Genomic DNA, 14,476 nt, shown 5'->3' with positions numbered 1-14,476 from the left:
CGGCGTCGACCAGGCGGCGCAGCACAGCGCCCCGGTGGCCAGCGCCAGCAGCGCGGCCACGGCGCCGGCCTGCCCAAGGGGAGCCGCGTAGGCCGGGCCCGGCAGCGGGCCGGGCATCGTCACGGCCAGCACCAGAGCGGCCGCCGCCCCGGCGCACGGCGCGGCCACCGGGAGCAGTGCCCCCGACATCCGTCCCGCCGCGCAGCCCGCCGCGGTGGCGAGCACCGCCAGCAGCATCCCCTCCGGCCGCCCGTCGTGCGCCGCCGCCGACACCAGCGACCAGGCCGCGCACAGCCCGAGCAGAATCATCCCGGCACCGTCGGACGCGTTCCGTCCCGCACGGTCCGCGTCCGTCCCGGACGCGCACTCCATCCCCGTCGACGCCACCCGTAGCCCCTCGCACCCGGTCCCCCGACCTGTGGCCGCACCTCGCGACGGCATCCGGCCGGGACCGGCCGCACCGCCGAGGCTCGGATCACGCTAACGGCTGCGGGCCGATTTGTGGACGAGTTGCGCGGGAATGCCGTGATGACCGGCATATCAGGGGGGCTGCGGACCGCCGTACACTCCCCAGGGTGACCGTCACCGCAACTTCCGTGGACCGGCCGGACCGGCTCCAGCAGCCTCCCGCCAAGGGTGCGCGCGCCCGCCTGACCCGCATGGTCCCGGCCCTCGTGTCCGCGCTGAGCGGCGTGCTCCTCTACGTCAGCTTCCCGCCCCGCACCCTGTGGTGGCTGGCGCTGCCCGCCTTCGCCGGCTTCGCCTGGGCGCTGCGCGGCCGGACCTGGAAGACGGCGCTCGGCCTCGGCTACCTCTTCGGCCTCGGCTTCCTGCTGCCGCTCCTGGTGTGGACCGGCGTGGAGGTCGGCCCCGGCCCCTGGATCGCGCTGGTCCTCATCGAGGCGGTCTACGTCGCCCTGGTCGGCGCCGGCATCGCCGTTGTGTCCCGGCTGCCCGGCCGGCCCATGTGGGCGGCGGCGCTGTGGACAGCCGGAGAAGCGGTACGCGCGCGGATGCCGTTCGGCGGCTTCCCCTGGGGCAAGGTCGCCTTCGGCCAGGCGGACGGCGTCTTCCTGCCGCTCGCCGCGCTGGGCGGGACCCCGGTGCTCGGCTTCGGCGTCGTCCTGTGCGGCTTCGGCCTCTTCGAGACCGTCCGGCTGATCCTGCGCCGCCGTGACGGCGAGGTGCGGCGGTCCGCCGCCGCCGTCGCGCTGCTCAGCGTCGCGGTGCCGGTGGTGAGCGCGATCGGCGCGCGTGCGCTGGTCAGCGACAAGGCCGAGGCGGGGACCGCGACCGTGGCGCTGATCCAGGGCAACGTGCCGCGCGCGGGGCTGGAGTTCAACGCCCAGCGGCGCGCCGTGCTCGACTACCACGCGCGGGAGACCCGGCGTCTCGCCGCCCGGGTCGCGGCGGGCAAGGAGCCGCGCCCCGACTTCGTGCTCTGGCCGGAGAACTCCTCCGACATCGACCCCTTCGCCGCCCCCGACGCGGCCGCCGTCATCCAGGGCGCCGCCGAGGCGATCGACGCGCCCGTCTCGGTCGGCTCGGTCGTCGAACGGGACGGCAGGCTCCTCAACGAGCAGATCCTCTGGGACCCGGCCAAGGGACCGCTGCAGACCTACGACAAGCGCCAGGTGCAGCCCTTCGGCGAGTACCTCCCGATGCGCTCGCTCGTCGGCGCGATCAACGGCGAGTGGACCAGCATGGTCCGCCAGGACTTCAGCCGGGGCGACAAGCCGGGCGTCTTCGGCTTCGGCCGCGTCAAGGTGGGCCTCGCCACGTGCTACGAGGCCGCGTTCGACTGGGCCGTGCGGGACACCGTCACCCACGGCGCCCAGATGATCTCCGTGCCCAGCAACAACGCCACCTTCGACCGCAGCGAGATGACCTACCAGCAGCTCGCCATGTCCCGCGTCCGCGCCGTCGAGCACAGCCGCACCGTGACCGTGCCCGTGACCAGCGGTGTCAGCGCGGTGATCATGCCGGACGGGCGGGTCGCGCGGCACACCGGGATGTTCGTCCCCGCCCACATCGACATGAAGGTGCCGCTGCGCACCTCCGAGACGCCCGCGACCCGGCTCGGCATCCTGCCCGAGCTGGCGCTGCTGCTGGTCGCGGCGGGCGGTCTGGGCTGGGCGGGCGCGGTGGCGGCACGCGGTCGGCGGGCGGTCTGAGCGTATTGACCACGAGCGTTGTCGCCTGGAGTGGCTGCTCGGCAGGGCCGGTATCAGGACCAAGCGATCTCGCCGTGGCGGGAGACGAAGCGTCCGGTGCCGGCACCGGGCGCCTCGGTGGCGAGGGCGACGATCGCGTCCGTGCCCTCGGTGACGGTCTGGGGGCCGCTGTGACCGTTGAGGTCGGTCGCGGTGTAGCCGGGGTCGGCGGCGTTGACGCGGATGCCTCTGAGTCCCTTGGCGTACTGGGTGGTCAACATCGTCAGCGCCGCTTTCGATGAGGTGTACAGCGGCGCGACGACGTGCGACTCGGGCCGGCTGGGATCGTGGGTGAGGGCGAGGGAGCCCATACCGCTGCTGACGTTGACGATCACAGGGTCGTCCGAGCGGCGCAGCAACGGCAAGAAAGCGGTCGTGGTGCGGACGACCCCGATGACGTTGACGTCGAGGACGGCGCGGGCGTCGGCGGCGGTGAGGTCGCTGGGATCGCCGACGGGGCCGTGCACACCAGCATTGTTGATCAGGACGTCGACCCTGCCCTCGTGTTCGGCGACGTCCGCGGCCGCGGCGGCCACGGACGCGTCGTCGGTCACGTCGATGGGGACGTAGCGTGCGCCGAGCGCGGCGGCGGCCTCCTCGCCCTGCTCGCGGTTGCGGGCTCCGACGAGCACAGTGTGGCCACACTCGATGAGGCGGCGGGCGGTCTCGCGGCCCAGGCCCTTGTTGGCTCCGGTGATGAAGGTGATGGTCATGCGTTCGATACTGATCCCGTCATAGGAGGCGGACCAGGGACGCTTCGACGGTAGGAAGACGAGTACCACCCTCGCGTGCCCATGCTCGTCCGGGGATGCAGGAGGATGGACGTCATGTCGACGACACCCGGTACCGGACTGGGCGTGATGATCCGCACGTGGCGGGACCGGCTGCCTCCGTCGGCCGCCGGGCTGCCGGTGGCTCGCGGGCGCCGGGCGGCCGGGCTGCGGCGCGAGGAATTGGCTGACCTGGCCGGAGTGTCGGTCGACTACATCGTGCGCCTGGAACAGGGGCGGGCCACGACACCCTCAGCGTCGGTGGTGGCGTCCCTGGCGCGCGCCCTGCAGCTGTCCACCGCCGAGCGGGACCACCTGTACCGGCTGGCCCAGCTCGTACGGCCGGTGGACGGCGCGATCTCCGACCATCTCCCGCCCGGCGTCCAGCGGGTGCTCGCCCGCCTCGGGGACGTGGCAGTCGCTGTGTTCGCGGCCGACTGGCAACTGGTGTGGTGGAATCGTGGGTGGGCCGCGCTGCTGGGTGACCCCTCCGCCTCGCCGCCGCGGCTGCGCAACTTCGCCCGCGACAGGTTCCCGGTGCACGCCGGCCCCGCCCACCTCGCGCTGTGGCCGGTGACCGAGGCTGACCGCGACGCCACCGACGCCGCCGTCGTCTCCGACCTGCGACGCGCCACCGGCCGCTTCCCCCAGGACAGCCGCTTGGCCGCGCTGATCCGCGATCTGAACGCGGGCAACAGGAGGTTCGCCGAGCTGTGGGCGACCGGAGAGGTGGCCGCGCACCGCGAGGACCACAAGACCATCGACCACCCGTCGGTGGGCACGGTCACGGTGGACTGCGACGTCCTTACCGACGGCGACTCCGAGCTCAAGATCGTCATCATGACCGCCGTGCCCGGCAGTGAGGACGAGACCAAGCTCCGGCTCGCCGCCATCGCCGGCCCACCGGCCACGACGCACAACTGATCCGACCTGCGCGTCGATCGACCGGTTGCATGTGCGCGGCGAGCGCCGAACCACGATGCTGACCTCTACCAGGAGAGGAACACCGTCGAGGGCCTGATCAACACCAGGCGGGGCGGGCGCGGTGGGCGACGCGGTCGGCGGCCCTCCGGCGTCCGGCCGCACGACCGGCTGGGCGCGCCTGGTCGTGGCGGCCGGCGGGAGTCCGGCCGTCTAGGGTCGAGGCCATGGCTACACCTGAATTCATCACCGCGCTCCGGGCCACGGCGGGCACCCAGTTGCTCTGGCTCCCCGGTGTCACCGCGATCGTCTTCGACGACGAGGGGCGGGTGCTGCTGGGCCGCCGCACCGACACCCGCAAGTGGTCGGTGGTCGGTGGCATCCCGGAGCCGGGCGAGCAGCCCGCCGCGTGTGCGGTGCGCGAGGTCTTCGAGGAGACGGCCGTGCACTGCGTGCCCGAGCGGGTCGTCCTGGTGCAGGCCCTCCAGCCGATCACCTACGGCAACGGCGACGAGTGCCAGTACATGGACATCACCTTCCGCTGCCGGGCCGTGGGCGGCGAGGCGCGGGTCAACGACGACGAGTCGCTGGACGTGGGCTGGTTCGCGGTGGACGCGCTGCCGGAACTGAACGAGTTCTCGCTGTTCCGGATCAAGCAGGCTCTGTCCGAGGCACCCACATGGTTCGACCCCATGAGTCTTGGCTGAAGTATGGGTTCTCGCCCTATGTGGTGAGCCGGGGCCGCGTCATTAGGGTCGAGACATGATCTCGTCCAGCCCCCAGCCCAGTACCCCTTCCGCCCTGGACCTCGCCGGCCGGGTCGCCCTCGTCACCGGGGCGGCCGGCGGCATCGGCAGCGCGTGCGCGCTCCGACTCGCCGCGGCCGGGGCGGAGGTGCGCGCGCTCGACCTGGACGCGGCGGGGCTGGCCGGGCTGGCCGGCCGGGCCGAGGGTCTCGCCGGCCGGGTCGTCCCCCAGGTGCTGGATCTCACCGACCTCGACGCGGCCGAGCGGGCCGCCGCCGGGACCGACGTACTGGTCAACAACGCCGGGTTGCAACTGGTGCGGCCGCTGGAGGAGTTCCCGCCCGAGGTCTTCCACACCGTGCTGACGGTGATGCTCGAGGCGCCGTTCCGGCTCATCCGCGGGGCGTTGCCCCACATGTACGCGCAGGGCTGGGGGCGCATCGTCAATGTGTCCTCCGTCCATGGGCTGCGCGCCTCGGCCTTCAAGTCGGCCTATGTGGCCGCCAAACATGGGCTGGAGGGGCTGTCCAAGACGGCCGCGCTTGAGGGCGCCCCCCATGGTGTGACCTCGAACTGTGTGAACCCCGCCTATGTGCGCACCCCACTGGTGGAGAAGCAGATCGCCGACCAGGCCGAGGCGCACGGCATCCCGGAGGAGCAGGTCCTCTCCGAGGTCCTCCTCAAGGACAGCGCGCTGCGCCGGCTGATCGAACCCGAGGAGGTCGCGGAGGCCGTCGCCTATCTTTGCGGCCCGCAGGCGTCCTTCGTCACCGGCACCTCACTGGTGCTGGACGGCGGCTGGACGGCCCACTGAACCGCTGCCCCGACCGGCCCCGTGGAGTTGTCCACAGGGCTGACGGGCCTAGCCAACGATGAGCGATCCTGTGGCCATGTCTCCCGATCAACTCCAGTCGGCCGCGCGCCCCGCCACCGGGGCCGCCGCGGCGGGGGCCGTCGCCTGTGCGGAGGCCCCCTACCTCGAACTGCTCGCCCGCGACGCCTCCCCGGAGGCGTACGAACGGCCCGTCCTCGTCGCCCGCGCCGAGGGAGAGTCCGCCGACCGTGTTGCCGCGCTGGAACACGCCAAGTTCCTCGCGCTGCGCGTCCGTGCGGAACTGGAGGGGCGCCGCCGCCGCGAGGCGGAGCTGTCCGCCCTCTTCGAGACCGCCCACGACCTGGCCGGGCTCCGGGACGTGGACGCGGTCCTGAGGGCCATCGTGCAGCGTGCCCGCTCTCTCCTGGCCACCGACATCGCCTACCTCAGCCTCAACGACCCGGAGCGCGGCGACACCTACATGCTGGTCACCGAGGGCTCCGTCTCCGCCCGCTTCCAGCAGCTCCGGCTCGGCATGGGAGAGGGGCTCGGCGGACTCGTCGCCCAGACCGCCCGGCCCTACGTGACCGACGACTACTTCCAGGACGCCCGCTTCCAGCACACCGACACCATCGACGTCGCGGTGCGCGACGAGGGCCTGTTCGCCATCGTCGGGGTCCCGCTGACGCTGGGCCCGCAGGTCATCGGAGTCCTCTTCGCCGCCGACCGGCGCGCACGGGTCTTCGAACGCGAACAGATCGCCCTGCTCAGCTCCTTCGCGGCCCTCGCCGCGGCCGCCATCGACACCACCAACCTCCTCACCGGGACCCAGGCGGCCCTCGCCGGACTCGAACGCGCAAACGAGGTCATCCAGGACCGCAGCGCCGTCATCGAGCGCGCTTCCGAGGTGCACGACCGGCTCGCCGAACTCGTCCTGCGCGGCGGTGGAGTCCACGACGTGGCCGCAGCCGTCGCCGAAGTCCTGGACGGAGCGGTCGAGTTCACCGAAACCGGCACCACACCGGCCGAGGCGCTGGAGGCCTCCCGCACCGAGGGCCATGCGGTGCGCCACGGACCCGACTGGATCGCGGCCGTGGCTGCGGGGGAGGAGGTGTTCGGCGCGCTCGTCCTGCACGGACACCCCGACCTCGACCCGGTCGACCAGCGCACCTTGGAACGGGCCGCGATGGTCACCTCCCTGCTCCTGCTGGCCCGCCGCTCCGCCGCCGAGGCCGAGCGGCGCGTGCGCGGCGAACTCCTGGACGACCTCCTCGACGCCCGCGACCGCGACCCACGCCTGCTCCGGGAACGCGCCACGCGGCTCGACGCCGACCTGGACGCCACCCACGCCGTCCTCGCCACCCGCCTCGACGCGCCCTCGGCCGACGCCGACGAGGAGGCCGCGGCCCGGCGACGCCTGTGGTCCGCCGCCTCCCACCTCGCCACCACCCGCCACGGCCTGGCCGCCACCCGCGACGGCGGCACCGTCCTGCTGCTCCCGCTCGGCCCCGGCGACACCGCCACGGAACTGGCCCGGCGAACCGCCCGCGAACTCGGCACCGCGGTCCGCCAGCCGGTCACCGTCGGAGCCTCCGCCCCCGTCACCGGCCTGGCCGCCCGCCCCGACCAGGTGGCCGCCGCCTACGCCGAGGGCCGCCGCTGTCTGGACGCGCTCCACCTGCTCGGCCGGGGAGGGGACGGCGCGGCCGCCGAGGACTTCGGCTTCCTCGGACTGCTGCTCGCCGGGGACCGGGACATCGGCGGCTTCGTGGAGCGCACCATCGGCCCCCTCGTCGCCTACGACGCACGGCGCGGTACTGATCTGCTGCGCACCCTGGACGCCTACTTCGCCGCCGCGATGAGCCCGGCCCGCACCAAGGACGTCCTCCATGTCCATGTGAACACCGTCGCCCAGCGGCTGGAACGGGTGGGCCGGCTGCTGGGCGAGGACTGGCAGACGCCGTCCCGCGCACTGGAGATCCAACTGGCCCTGCGCCTCCACGGACTGGCGGGGACGAGACGCCGCTGACCGGCACCGTTCGGCCCACATACGGGTGCCGCCCCCGCCCTGCGGTGTCAGCTCAGTACCCGGCCGAGGAAGTCGCGCAGATGCCCCGCGACGACATCGCGGTGGCTCTCCAGCAGGAAGTGGCCGCCGTCGATCAGGTGCACCTCCGCGTCCTTGGCGTCGCGGGCGAAGGCTTCCGCGCCGGCCGGGCCGAAGATCTCGTCGTTGCGGCCCCACACGGCGAGCACCGGGACCTCGCTGGTGCGCAGGAATTCGTGCAGCAGCGGGTAGAGGGGCCGGTTGTTGCCGTAGTCGCGGAACAGGGCGAGCTGGACCTCGTCGTTGCCCTCGCGGGAGACCAGGGCAAAGTCGTGCTCCCAGGTGTCCGGGCTGACCACGCTCGGGTCGGGCACGCCGTGCAGGTACTGCCAGCGGATGGCGTCGCGGCTCAGCGCGGTGCGTACGGCGGGTTCGGTGTCCGGGCCGGGGTTCGCCCCGTAGGCCCAGACGTCGGTCCAGAACGACTCGACGAAACCGTCCTCGTAGCCGTTGCCGTTCTGGGTGACGAGGGCGGAGATCCGCTCGGGGTTCTTGAGCACGAGGCGCCAGCCGATGGGGGCGCCGTAGTCCTGGACGTAGAGGGCGTAGCGGTCCAGGCCGAGTTGGTCGAGCAGGTGGGAGGTGATCTCGGCGAGGGCGTCGAAGGTGTAGGTGAAGTCCGCCGCGTCGGGGGCGTCGGAGAGGCCGAAGCCGAGGTGGTCCGGTGCGATGACGTGATAGTCGCCGGCCAGCAGCGGGATGAGCTCGCGGAACATGAACGAGCTGGTGGGATAGCCGTGCAGCAGGACGATCGTGGGAGCGTCGGTGGGTCCGGCCTCGCGGTAGAAGATCTCGTGGCCGTCGATGGTGGCGGTCCGGTGGTGCACCGAGTTCATGTCTAACCCCTTCAAGTGCGTTATCCGGTTATCTTCTGGCCAGGCAAGCACCTGTGGGCTAACCTGTCAAGCGCTTCGAGGTGGTTAGAAAGAGGGTGCTCGATGAACGCGCTGCTGGACCTGCTCAACAGCAGGCCGCTGATCGACGGCCAGGAACGGGACGCGCTCGCCGACCCCGCCGAAGGCCGGCACTGGGCGCGGGAACACGGTGGCGACGGCAGCCTCGCGGAACTGGCGCTGCTGCGGGAGACGCGGGACGTCCTGCGGGACGTCGTGGCCGGGGAGCGTTCGCCCGAGGCGCTGAAGCCGCTGCTCGACGGGGTCCGGCAGGTTCCGGAGGCCACTTCGGAGGGCCTTCGGTGGACGCTCCGGACCGCGCCGCACGCCCGGCTCGCCGTCGAGATCATTCTCGCTTGGGCCGACACCGAGGAGCGCATGCCCGGCCGGCTGCGGCCCTGCGCCAACAGCGAGTGCCGGTTGTTCCTGCTCGATCGCAGCCGCGCCAACCGGGCTCGCTGGTGTTCGATGGCCGTCTGCGGAAACCGCGAGAAGGCGCGACGCCACTACGAACGGTCCCGCTGACGTGCGGCCGGTGTGCGGGAGGGCGAAACTCCCGTGCACCGGCTCGCCTGCCTCTGCGATCATCCCGGAATGGCGCAGAGTTTCGAATCGCTGGTCATCCGGCACACCCACCGTCTTCCCTCCCCCGAAGGCTCGGCCGGAGAAGGCGCCGTCGCCGCGCGGCAGTTCGACGCGGTGCTGGCATCCGTGGGCTTCAAGCTCTCCGCGGAGCTGCTGGAGCGGCTGTCCGGGCTCTCCGAGGCCGCGGTGGTGCACACCGCCCGGCGGACGCTGCGGGTCGTGCGCGAGATGGCCGGCGACCATGTCCAGCACAACGCGTACTTCATCGACTTCCCCGCCAACGTGCCGGACACCGAGGACTTCTGGATGCGGTGCGTGGCCGACGCCCTCGGCGACAAGACCTCAAGCGGGCGGGTGCGGGCACAGATGGCGCACGGAGCGGTGAACCTGCTCAGCCTCCCGGCGTACGGCCGATACCAGCACACGTACGAGGAGATGCTCGCGGCGCAGGACGAACTGATCGCCTCGGCGGGCGACCGGATCACCGTCCTGCACCTCGGCCGCGACCTGGACGACGAGCTCGGCGACCTGTACCTGACCCTGGCCGGCAGCACGACCCCGCTGAACGACGACGACCTGCGCGACCTCGGGCTTCTCGCCCAGCACTGCGCGCTCGGCCCCCAGCCGGAGGCGATCCCGGTCCGGGAGAACCGGGCGGTCGTCAACGAGGCCCGGCTCAACGTCGGGGCCGACCTCCTGCTCGACACCGTCACCGATGTGCTGCGGCTGGCCTGCGCGCTGTCCGGCGGCGACGTCACGCTCCAGGAACCGACCCGGTTCCGGACGCTGCCACGGCCGCTGCGCCGAGGGCTGCTCGCGGGGCTCGACGCCGTGGTCGCGGCGAACCCCGCGAAGCTGGCCGATGTCCACGCGCACCGGGAGCCCTTCAAGCGGCTCGGCGAGCGCCTCCACCCGCACGAGTACCCGCGCTGGCCGCACGCCGCCGATGTGTTCGCGGTGGCGCGGGGCGAGAAGGAGGCGCGGTCCTTCGACAGCCGGATCGACGAGCTGCTCGACGCGTCCGACGTCCTCGGTGCGGTGGGGCTGCTCGAGTCCGCGCCGGGCAAGCTGTTCCGCGCCCTGGACCTCCTGCTGCGCATCGCCGCCGACCAGGAGGAGCGGGACGCGGTGGTCGCCGCCGCGGTGCGGGTGGCTCCCGCCGTCTCCGGCCGGGTCGTGCTCTCCGTGCGCGAGCATCTCCACAACAGGGCGCGTGAGAGCGGCCGGCCCCGGATCTTCGTCAACCGTCGGGGCCGTGCCTGGGTGACCCCCGACTCCCGCCCGCCGGTACCGGCCGAGGACCGCGGTCGTCTGATCGCCGCCCTCGACGCGGAGACGCGCCGTCGGCTCCCTGCGCCGGGCCGTCTGCTGCTCGACCCGGCTGTCCTCGACGTGGCGCTGCCGCTCAGCGGCCGGGCCACGGCGGCCGGGCTCGGTGTGCTGCCGCGGGGCTCCGTCTCCGCGGTCGACGGGGAGCGGCTCCGCTTCTTCGTGTACTGGAAGGAGACCGGGCGACGGACCGACTACGACCTGTCGGCGCTGTTGCTGCGGGCCGACTACCGCACCGACTCCTGGCTCTCCTACACGTCCCTCACGGGAGTCGGGGGGCGGCATTCGGGCGACATCACCGAAGCCCCCGACGGCGCCTCGGAGTTCATCGAGCTGTCCCTGGGCCGGGTGCGCGGCACGTTCATCGTCCCGCAGGTCGACATCTACGCGGGCGAGAGCTTCGAGGAGGTCGAGGAGTCGTTCTTCGGGTTCATGCTGCGCGACCGTGAGCAGAAGGGCCGGCCGTTCGAGCCGCGCACGGTACGGATGAAGTCCGAGCTGCGCGGGGCGGGCCGGGTGGCGCTGCCGCTGGTGTTCCAGCGCGGGGACGACGGTCGGTGGCGTGCCAAGTGGCTGCACCTGTACCTGCGGGGGATCTCGGAGGCCAACCGGGTCGAGGAGAACCAGGCGTCCGTGTCCATGCTGGTACGGGCCCTCGTGGAGCGGGAGCAGTTGACGGTGAGGTACCTGACCGACCTGATGTCCGACGGCACGGCGCCGGTGGAGCAGTGGGACGGCGAGACGCTTCCGGACGAGCCCGTGACCTACATCGGCCTGGAACGCCCCGAGGGACTGCACCCGGACTCCCGCGTCATCACCCTCGAAAACCTGCGCGACTTGATCCCGGGCTGAGTGCTAGCGTTGTCCACGGCGAGGCCATGAAGGGGCTTCCTTCTCAACTTCCTTTCCTGAAACGAGTTCCTTCGCTCTCCTCGCCGCCGACCTGGTATCCGGGAGGCGCCCACGCGGCGCCTCCCGGTTTCCGTATGCGGCAGGGACTGCGGAGGACTTGGGTCCGCAAGAGGGCTGGGCAGTGCCCTTGCATCGATGTAAAAGACACGCATGAAACCATTTCGCGGCTTCCCAGCCGCCCTCGTGGTCGCGGTCTTGGGCGTCCTCGCCGTGCTGTTGTCGGTCTCCGCCGCCGGACCGGCCAAGGCGGAGCAGACGTCGTTGCGGGCGGCCGACCCGAGCGTCATCCGGGTCGGCTCCACCTACATCTCGGCGCAGTCCACCGGCGGGGGGATCGCGGTGCGGCAGGCGTCCTCCACCGCCGGGCTCGCCTCCGCGCCCGCCCGCCAGGTGTGGTCGGACACGCAGGGGCGCGGGGAGGTGTGGGCACCGGAACTGACCACGGACGGTGGGCGCTACTACATCTACTTCACCGCCGGCCGGGGCGCCGCGCACCGGATGTACGTCATCAGCTCCGCCGGCCCCGACAGTGGCTACGGCGGCGAGACCAGGCTCGCGCTCCCGGACGACAAGTGGGCCATCGACGGCACGATATTCACCTTCAACGGGCAGCGCTGGTTCGTCTGGTCGGGCTGGGCCGGTGACACCAACGTCGAGCAGAACCTCTACATCGCCCGGATGAGCAGCCCCACCACGCCGACCGGGGCCCGGTACATCATCTCCCAGCCCCGGGAGAGCTGGGAGCGGGTGGTCGGCAACCCGTACATCAACGAGGCGCCCGAGGCGATCCGGGACCCCAATGGCCAACTCCACATCGTCTACTCGGCGAACGGCAGCTGGAGCGACCAGTACTGCCTGGCCGACCTGCGGTTGCGGGCAGGAGGTGATCCGACGTACGTGTGGGACTGGTACAAGTCCAACGGCTGCCTCTTCGGCTCCAACCGTTCGACCATGATGACCGGCTGGGACCCCACGCTGTACGTCAATGGGCCCGGCCACCACACCTTCGTCCTGCTCAACGGCGACATCGCCACCAGCCCGCCGGCCGGGCCGCGCTTCCCGCTGATGTTCCACGCGGTGCCCAAGGGGACGCCGTACTCCTGGGACAACCGGTACTGGTACACCGGGTCGTTCGCCTGGTGGGGCGACACCACATACCGGCGCGCCAACGTGCCCGGCCCCACCTCGGACACCGGGTGGGGGCTGAAGTTCTTCGAGTAGCGGGCTCGCCCAGCCGCCGTACGCAAGGGGACTGGACACCATTCGCCGGTTCATCGACCTGGCGGTGACCGCGAAGGCGGCGGCCGACGAGGACGGCGCGTAACTCCCCTGTACGCAGAACGAGATGGGCGCCGCGTGACGGGCGGCGCCCATCTCGTCGGGCGTACGGCCGGAACTGCTCAGTGGCCCGTGCGCCTGCGGTCCTGCTCGAGGTCGCTGCCGGCCACGGACCGGTCGTCCTCGGAGATGTTCTGGTCGTCCAGCAACTGGCCGGCCTCCGAGCCGACGCGCTTGCTGGTGTGGTGCCCGCGCTCGGAGTCCGAGAGGGCGCTGGCCGCGACCGAGCGCTCTTCCGGTGTGGCGTTCGGGTCGCTCATGATGCGTGCGGCTTCGGATGCGTCCATCTTGCCCGTCATGATCGCTGGCCTTCTGTGTCGGGGCGCGTCCTGCCCGCACCCCTCGGTGGGCAGCCCCACGGGCACGCTGCGGCGCTCGCGCGGCTACGGCCGTATCCATGCTACCGACAATCACTGGATATGCCGACAAATATGGACAGACCGCAGCCTCGCAGGTCAGTGGGCTGACAGGCGGCGCGCCAGGTGGTCGGCGGTGGGCGTGCCGCCCGCTCGGGCCACGTCCTCCGGCCGGCCCTCGGCGACGATGCGGCCGCCGTCGTTCCCGGCGCCCGGACCGAGGTCCACGACCCAGTCCGCGGCGGCGACCGTGCGCAGGTCGTGCTCCACCACGACGACCGTGTTGCCGGCGTCCACCAGGCGCTGCAACTGTCCGATCAGCAGGTCCACGTCCGCCGGGTGCAGTCCCGTCGTCGGCTCGTCCAGCAGGTAGAGGCTGTGGCCGCGCGGCGCCCGGTGCAGTTCGCTCACCAGCTTGATGCGCTGGGCCTCGCCACCGGAAAGGGTCGTGGCGCTCTGGCCCAGTGTCAGATAGCCCAGCCCGATGTCGGAGAGCAGTCTGAGGATGCGGGCGGCGGGCTGCACGTCGGCCAGGAAGCCGTGCGCCTCCTCCACGCTCATCGCCAGCACATCGGCGATGGTCTTGTCGCGGTAACGCACCATCAGTGTGCCGGGGTTGTAGCGCGCGCCCTGGCAGACCGGGCAGGGGGAGGTCTCCGTGGGCAGGAAGAGAAGTTCGATGCTGACGACTCCGTCGCCCAGGCAGTGCGGGCAGCGGCCCTGGGCCACGTTGAACGAGAACCGGCTTGCCGTGTAGCCCAGTTCACGCGCGGTCGGCTGGGCGGCGAACAGCTTGCGGACGCTGTCGAACAGGCCGGTGTAGGTGGCGAGGTTCGAGCGCGGGGTACGTCCGATGGGCTTCTGGTCCACGACCACCAGGCGGTTGATGTGCTCAAGTCCCGTACTGGACCGCACCGTCACCCGGTCCTCCGCCAGGTCCCAGACCGGCACCCCGGCCTCCTCCTCGTCGGCGGTCTCCACCGAGGCGGGGTCGCGGGCGATGTCCTCGGCGGTCTCGTCGGCGTGCAGGTGATCGCGAACCGTCTCCGCGAGCGCGCGCCGGACCAGGGTCGACTTGCCGGACCCGGAGACGCCGGTGACCGCCGTGAGGGTGCCGAGCGGGAAACTCGCGTCCAGGTCATGGAGGTTGTGGCCCGTGACCCCGTCCAGGCGCAGCCAGGCGGCCGGTTGGCGCGGTTCCTCGGGCCCCGGCACAGGGGGCGCGTCCAGCGGGAGGTACCGGGCGGTCACCGACTCCGGTGCCTCGCACAGTCCTTGGGTGGGCCCGTTGTAGAGGACCTGGCCGCCGTGCCGGCCGGCGCCCGGACCCATGTCGACGATCCAGTCGGCCGAGGCGAGCACCTGCGCGTTGTGCTCCACCACGAAGACGCTGTTCCCGGCGCTCCTGAGCCGGCGCAGCGCGGTGAGCAGCAGTTCCGTGTCGGCGGCGTGCAACCCGGCCGAGGGCTCGTCCAGCACGTACAGCACGCCG

Annotated in this window: 12 protein-coding genes and 1 pseudogene; 8 read left to right on the top strand and 5 right to left on the bottom strand. The window is 72.0% G+C overall.

Going from position 1 to position 14,476, the window contains the following annotated elements; all coding sequences use genetic code 11:
* Positions 1 to 309, bottom strand: a pseudogene (locus tag CCN33_RS09740) (O-antigen ligase family protein); the annotation flags it as partial.
* A gap of 266 nt (positions 310 to 575) precedes the next feature.
* Here CCN33_RS09740 and lnt point away from each other — a divergent pair.
* Positions 576 to 2,174, top strand: a complete 1,599-nt coding sequence (gene lnt, locus CCN33_RS09735; RefSeq protein WP_086693230.1) for an apolipoprotein N-acyltransferase — start codon at positions 576 to 578, stop codon at positions 2,172 to 2,174.
* 53 nt (positions 2,175 to 2,227) lie between these two features.
* Here the strand turns inward: lnt and CCN33_RS09730 are convergent, their stop codons facing one another.
* Positions 2,228 to 2,926 carry an SDR family NAD(P)-dependent oxidoreductase gene (locus CCN33_RS09730; protein WP_086693228.1) on the bottom strand — a complete coding sequence of 233 codons (699 nt, stop codon included), beginning with the start codon at positions 2,924 to 2,926 and terminating at the stop codon, positions 2,228 to 2,230.
* 114 nt (positions 2,927 to 3,040) lie between these two features.
* Between CCN33_RS09730 and CCN33_RS09725 the strand changes: the two genes are divergently transcribed.
* The 4 genes from CCN33_RS09725 (at position 3,041) to CCN33_RS09710 (ending at position 7,493) form a co-directional block, all read left to right on the top strand.
* Positions 3,041 to 3,907 (top strand): helix-turn-helix domain-containing protein, encoded by an 867-nt coding sequence (locus CCN33_RS09725; protein ID WP_086693236.1) that lies wholly within the window; start codon positions 3,041 to 3,043, stop codon positions 3,905 to 3,907.
* Between the two features lie 224 nt (positions 3,908 to 4,131).
* The gene (locus CCN33_RS09720; protein ID WP_086693226.1) at positions 4,132 to 4,611 is read left to right on the top strand and encodes an NUDIX hydrolase; all 480 of its coding nucleotides are present in this window, start codon (positions 4,132 to 4,134) and stop codon (positions 4,609 to 4,611) included.
* A gap of 55 nt (positions 4,612 to 4,666) precedes the next feature.
* Positions 4,667 to 5,464 (top strand): 3-hydroxybutyrate dehydrogenase, encoded by a 798-nt coding sequence (locus CCN33_RS09715; RefSeq protein ID WP_086693224.1) that lies wholly within the window; start codon positions 4,667 to 4,669, stop codon positions 5,462 to 5,464.
* 76 nt (positions 5,465 to 5,540) lie between these two features.
* Positions 5,541 to 7,493 (top strand): helix-turn-helix domain-containing protein, encoded by a 1,953-nt coding sequence (locus CCN33_RS09710; protein WP_086693234.1) that lies wholly within the window; start codon positions 5,541 to 5,543, stop codon positions 7,491 to 7,493.
* A gap of 47 nt (positions 7,494 to 7,540) precedes the next feature.
* On the opposite strand, the gene CCN33_RS09705 is transcribed toward CCN33_RS09710, so the two are convergent.
* A complete protein-coding gene (locus CCN33_RS09705) occupies positions 7,541 to 8,407 on the bottom strand; it encodes an alpha/beta fold hydrolase (protein ID WP_086693222.1) in 867 nt (288 codons plus the stop codon).
* Positions 8,408 to 8,509: 102 nt separating this feature from the next.
* Between CCN33_RS09705 and CCN33_RS09700 the strand changes: the two genes are divergently transcribed.
* The 3 genes from CCN33_RS09700 (at position 8,510) to CCN33_RS09690 (ending at position 12,511) form a co-directional block, all read left to right on the top strand.
* Positions 8,510 to 8,989 (top strand): CGNR zinc finger domain-containing protein, encoded by a 480-nt coding sequence (locus CCN33_RS09700; protein ID WP_086693220.1) that lies wholly within the window; start codon positions 8,510 to 8,512, stop codon positions 8,987 to 8,989.
* Between the two features lie 69 nt (positions 8,990 to 9,058).
* Positions 9,059 to 11,230 carry a TerD family protein gene (locus CCN33_RS09695; RefSeq protein WP_086693232.1) on the top strand — a complete coding sequence of 724 codons (2,172 nt, stop codon included), beginning with the start codon at positions 9,059 to 9,061 and terminating at the stop codon, positions 11,228 to 11,230.
* Between the two features lie 210 nt (positions 11,231 to 11,440).
* Positions 11,441 to 12,511, top strand: coding sequence for a glycoside hydrolase family 43 protein (locus CCN33_RS09690; RefSeq protein WP_086693219.1), 1,071 nt, complete (start codon positions 11,441 to 11,443; stop codon positions 12,509 to 12,511).
* A 179-nt stretch (positions 12,512 to 12,690) separates the two neighbouring features.
* Here CCN33_RS09690 and CCN33_RS09685 read toward each other — a convergent pair whose 3' ends face one another.
* Positions 12,691 to 12,915 (bottom strand): hypothetical protein, encoded by a 225-nt coding sequence (locus tag CCN33_RS09685; RefSeq protein ID WP_244173746.1) that lies wholly within the window; start codon positions 12,913 to 12,915, stop codon positions 12,691 to 12,693.
* Between the two features lie 168 nt (positions 12,916 to 13,083).
* Positions 13,084 to 14,476, bottom strand: a 1,393-nt coding sequence (locus tag CCN33_RS09680) for an excinuclease ABC subunit UvrA (protein ID WP_140394498.1), incomplete at its 5' end; no start/stop codon positions are given.

Source organism: Streptomyces recifensis (genome assembly GCF_002154615.1).
Classification (GTDB): Bacteria; Actinomycetota; Actinomycetes; order Streptomycetales; family Streptomycetaceae; genus Streptomyces; species Streptomyces griseoluteus.
The sequence above is the reverse complement of the archived record's forward strand: the minus strand, read 5'-3'. Positions and strand labels throughout refer to the sequence as shown.

Excerpts from the sequence above, each read along its gene's own strand:
- CCN33_RS09730 (WP_086693228.1), bottom strand. The coding sequence starts at position 2,926 with ATGACCATCACCTTCATCACCGGAGCCAACAAGGGCCTGGGCCGCGAG.
- CCN33_RS09725 (WP_086693236.1), top strand. The coding sequence starts at position 3,041 with ATGTCGACGACACCCGGTACCGGACTGGGCGTGATGATCCGCACGTGG.
- CCN33_RS09720 (WP_086693226.1), top strand. The coding sequence starts at position 4,132 with ATGGCTACACCTGAATTCATCACCGCGCTCCGGGCCACGGCGGGCACC.
- CCN33_RS09715 (WP_086693224.1), top strand. The coding sequence starts at position 4,667 with ATGATCTCGTCCAGCCCCCAGCCCAGTACCCCTTCCGCCCTGGACCTC.
- CCN33_RS09710 (WP_086693234.1), top strand. The coding sequence starts at position 5,541 with ATGTCTCCCGATCAACTCCAGTCGGCCGCGCGCCCCGCCACCGGGGCC.
- CCN33_RS09705 (WP_086693222.1), bottom strand. The coding sequence starts at position 8,407 with ATGAACTCGGTGCACCACCGGACCGCCACCATCGACGGCCACGAGATC.
- CCN33_RS09700 (WP_086693220.1), top strand. The coding sequence starts at position 8,510 with ATGAACGCGCTGCTGGACCTGCTCAACAGCAGGCCGCTGATCGACGGC.
- CCN33_RS09695 (WP_086693232.1), top strand. The coding sequence starts at position 9,059 with ATGGCGCAGAGTTTCGAATCGCTGGTCATCCGGCACACCCACCGTCTT.
- CCN33_RS09690 (WP_086693219.1), top strand. The coding sequence starts at position 11,441 with ATGAAACCATTTCGCGGCTTCCCAGCCGCCCTCGTGGTCGCGGTCTTG.
- CCN33_RS09685 (WP_244173746.1), bottom strand. The coding sequence starts at position 12,915 with ATGGACGCATCCGAAGCCGCACGCATCATGAGCGACCCGAACGCCACA.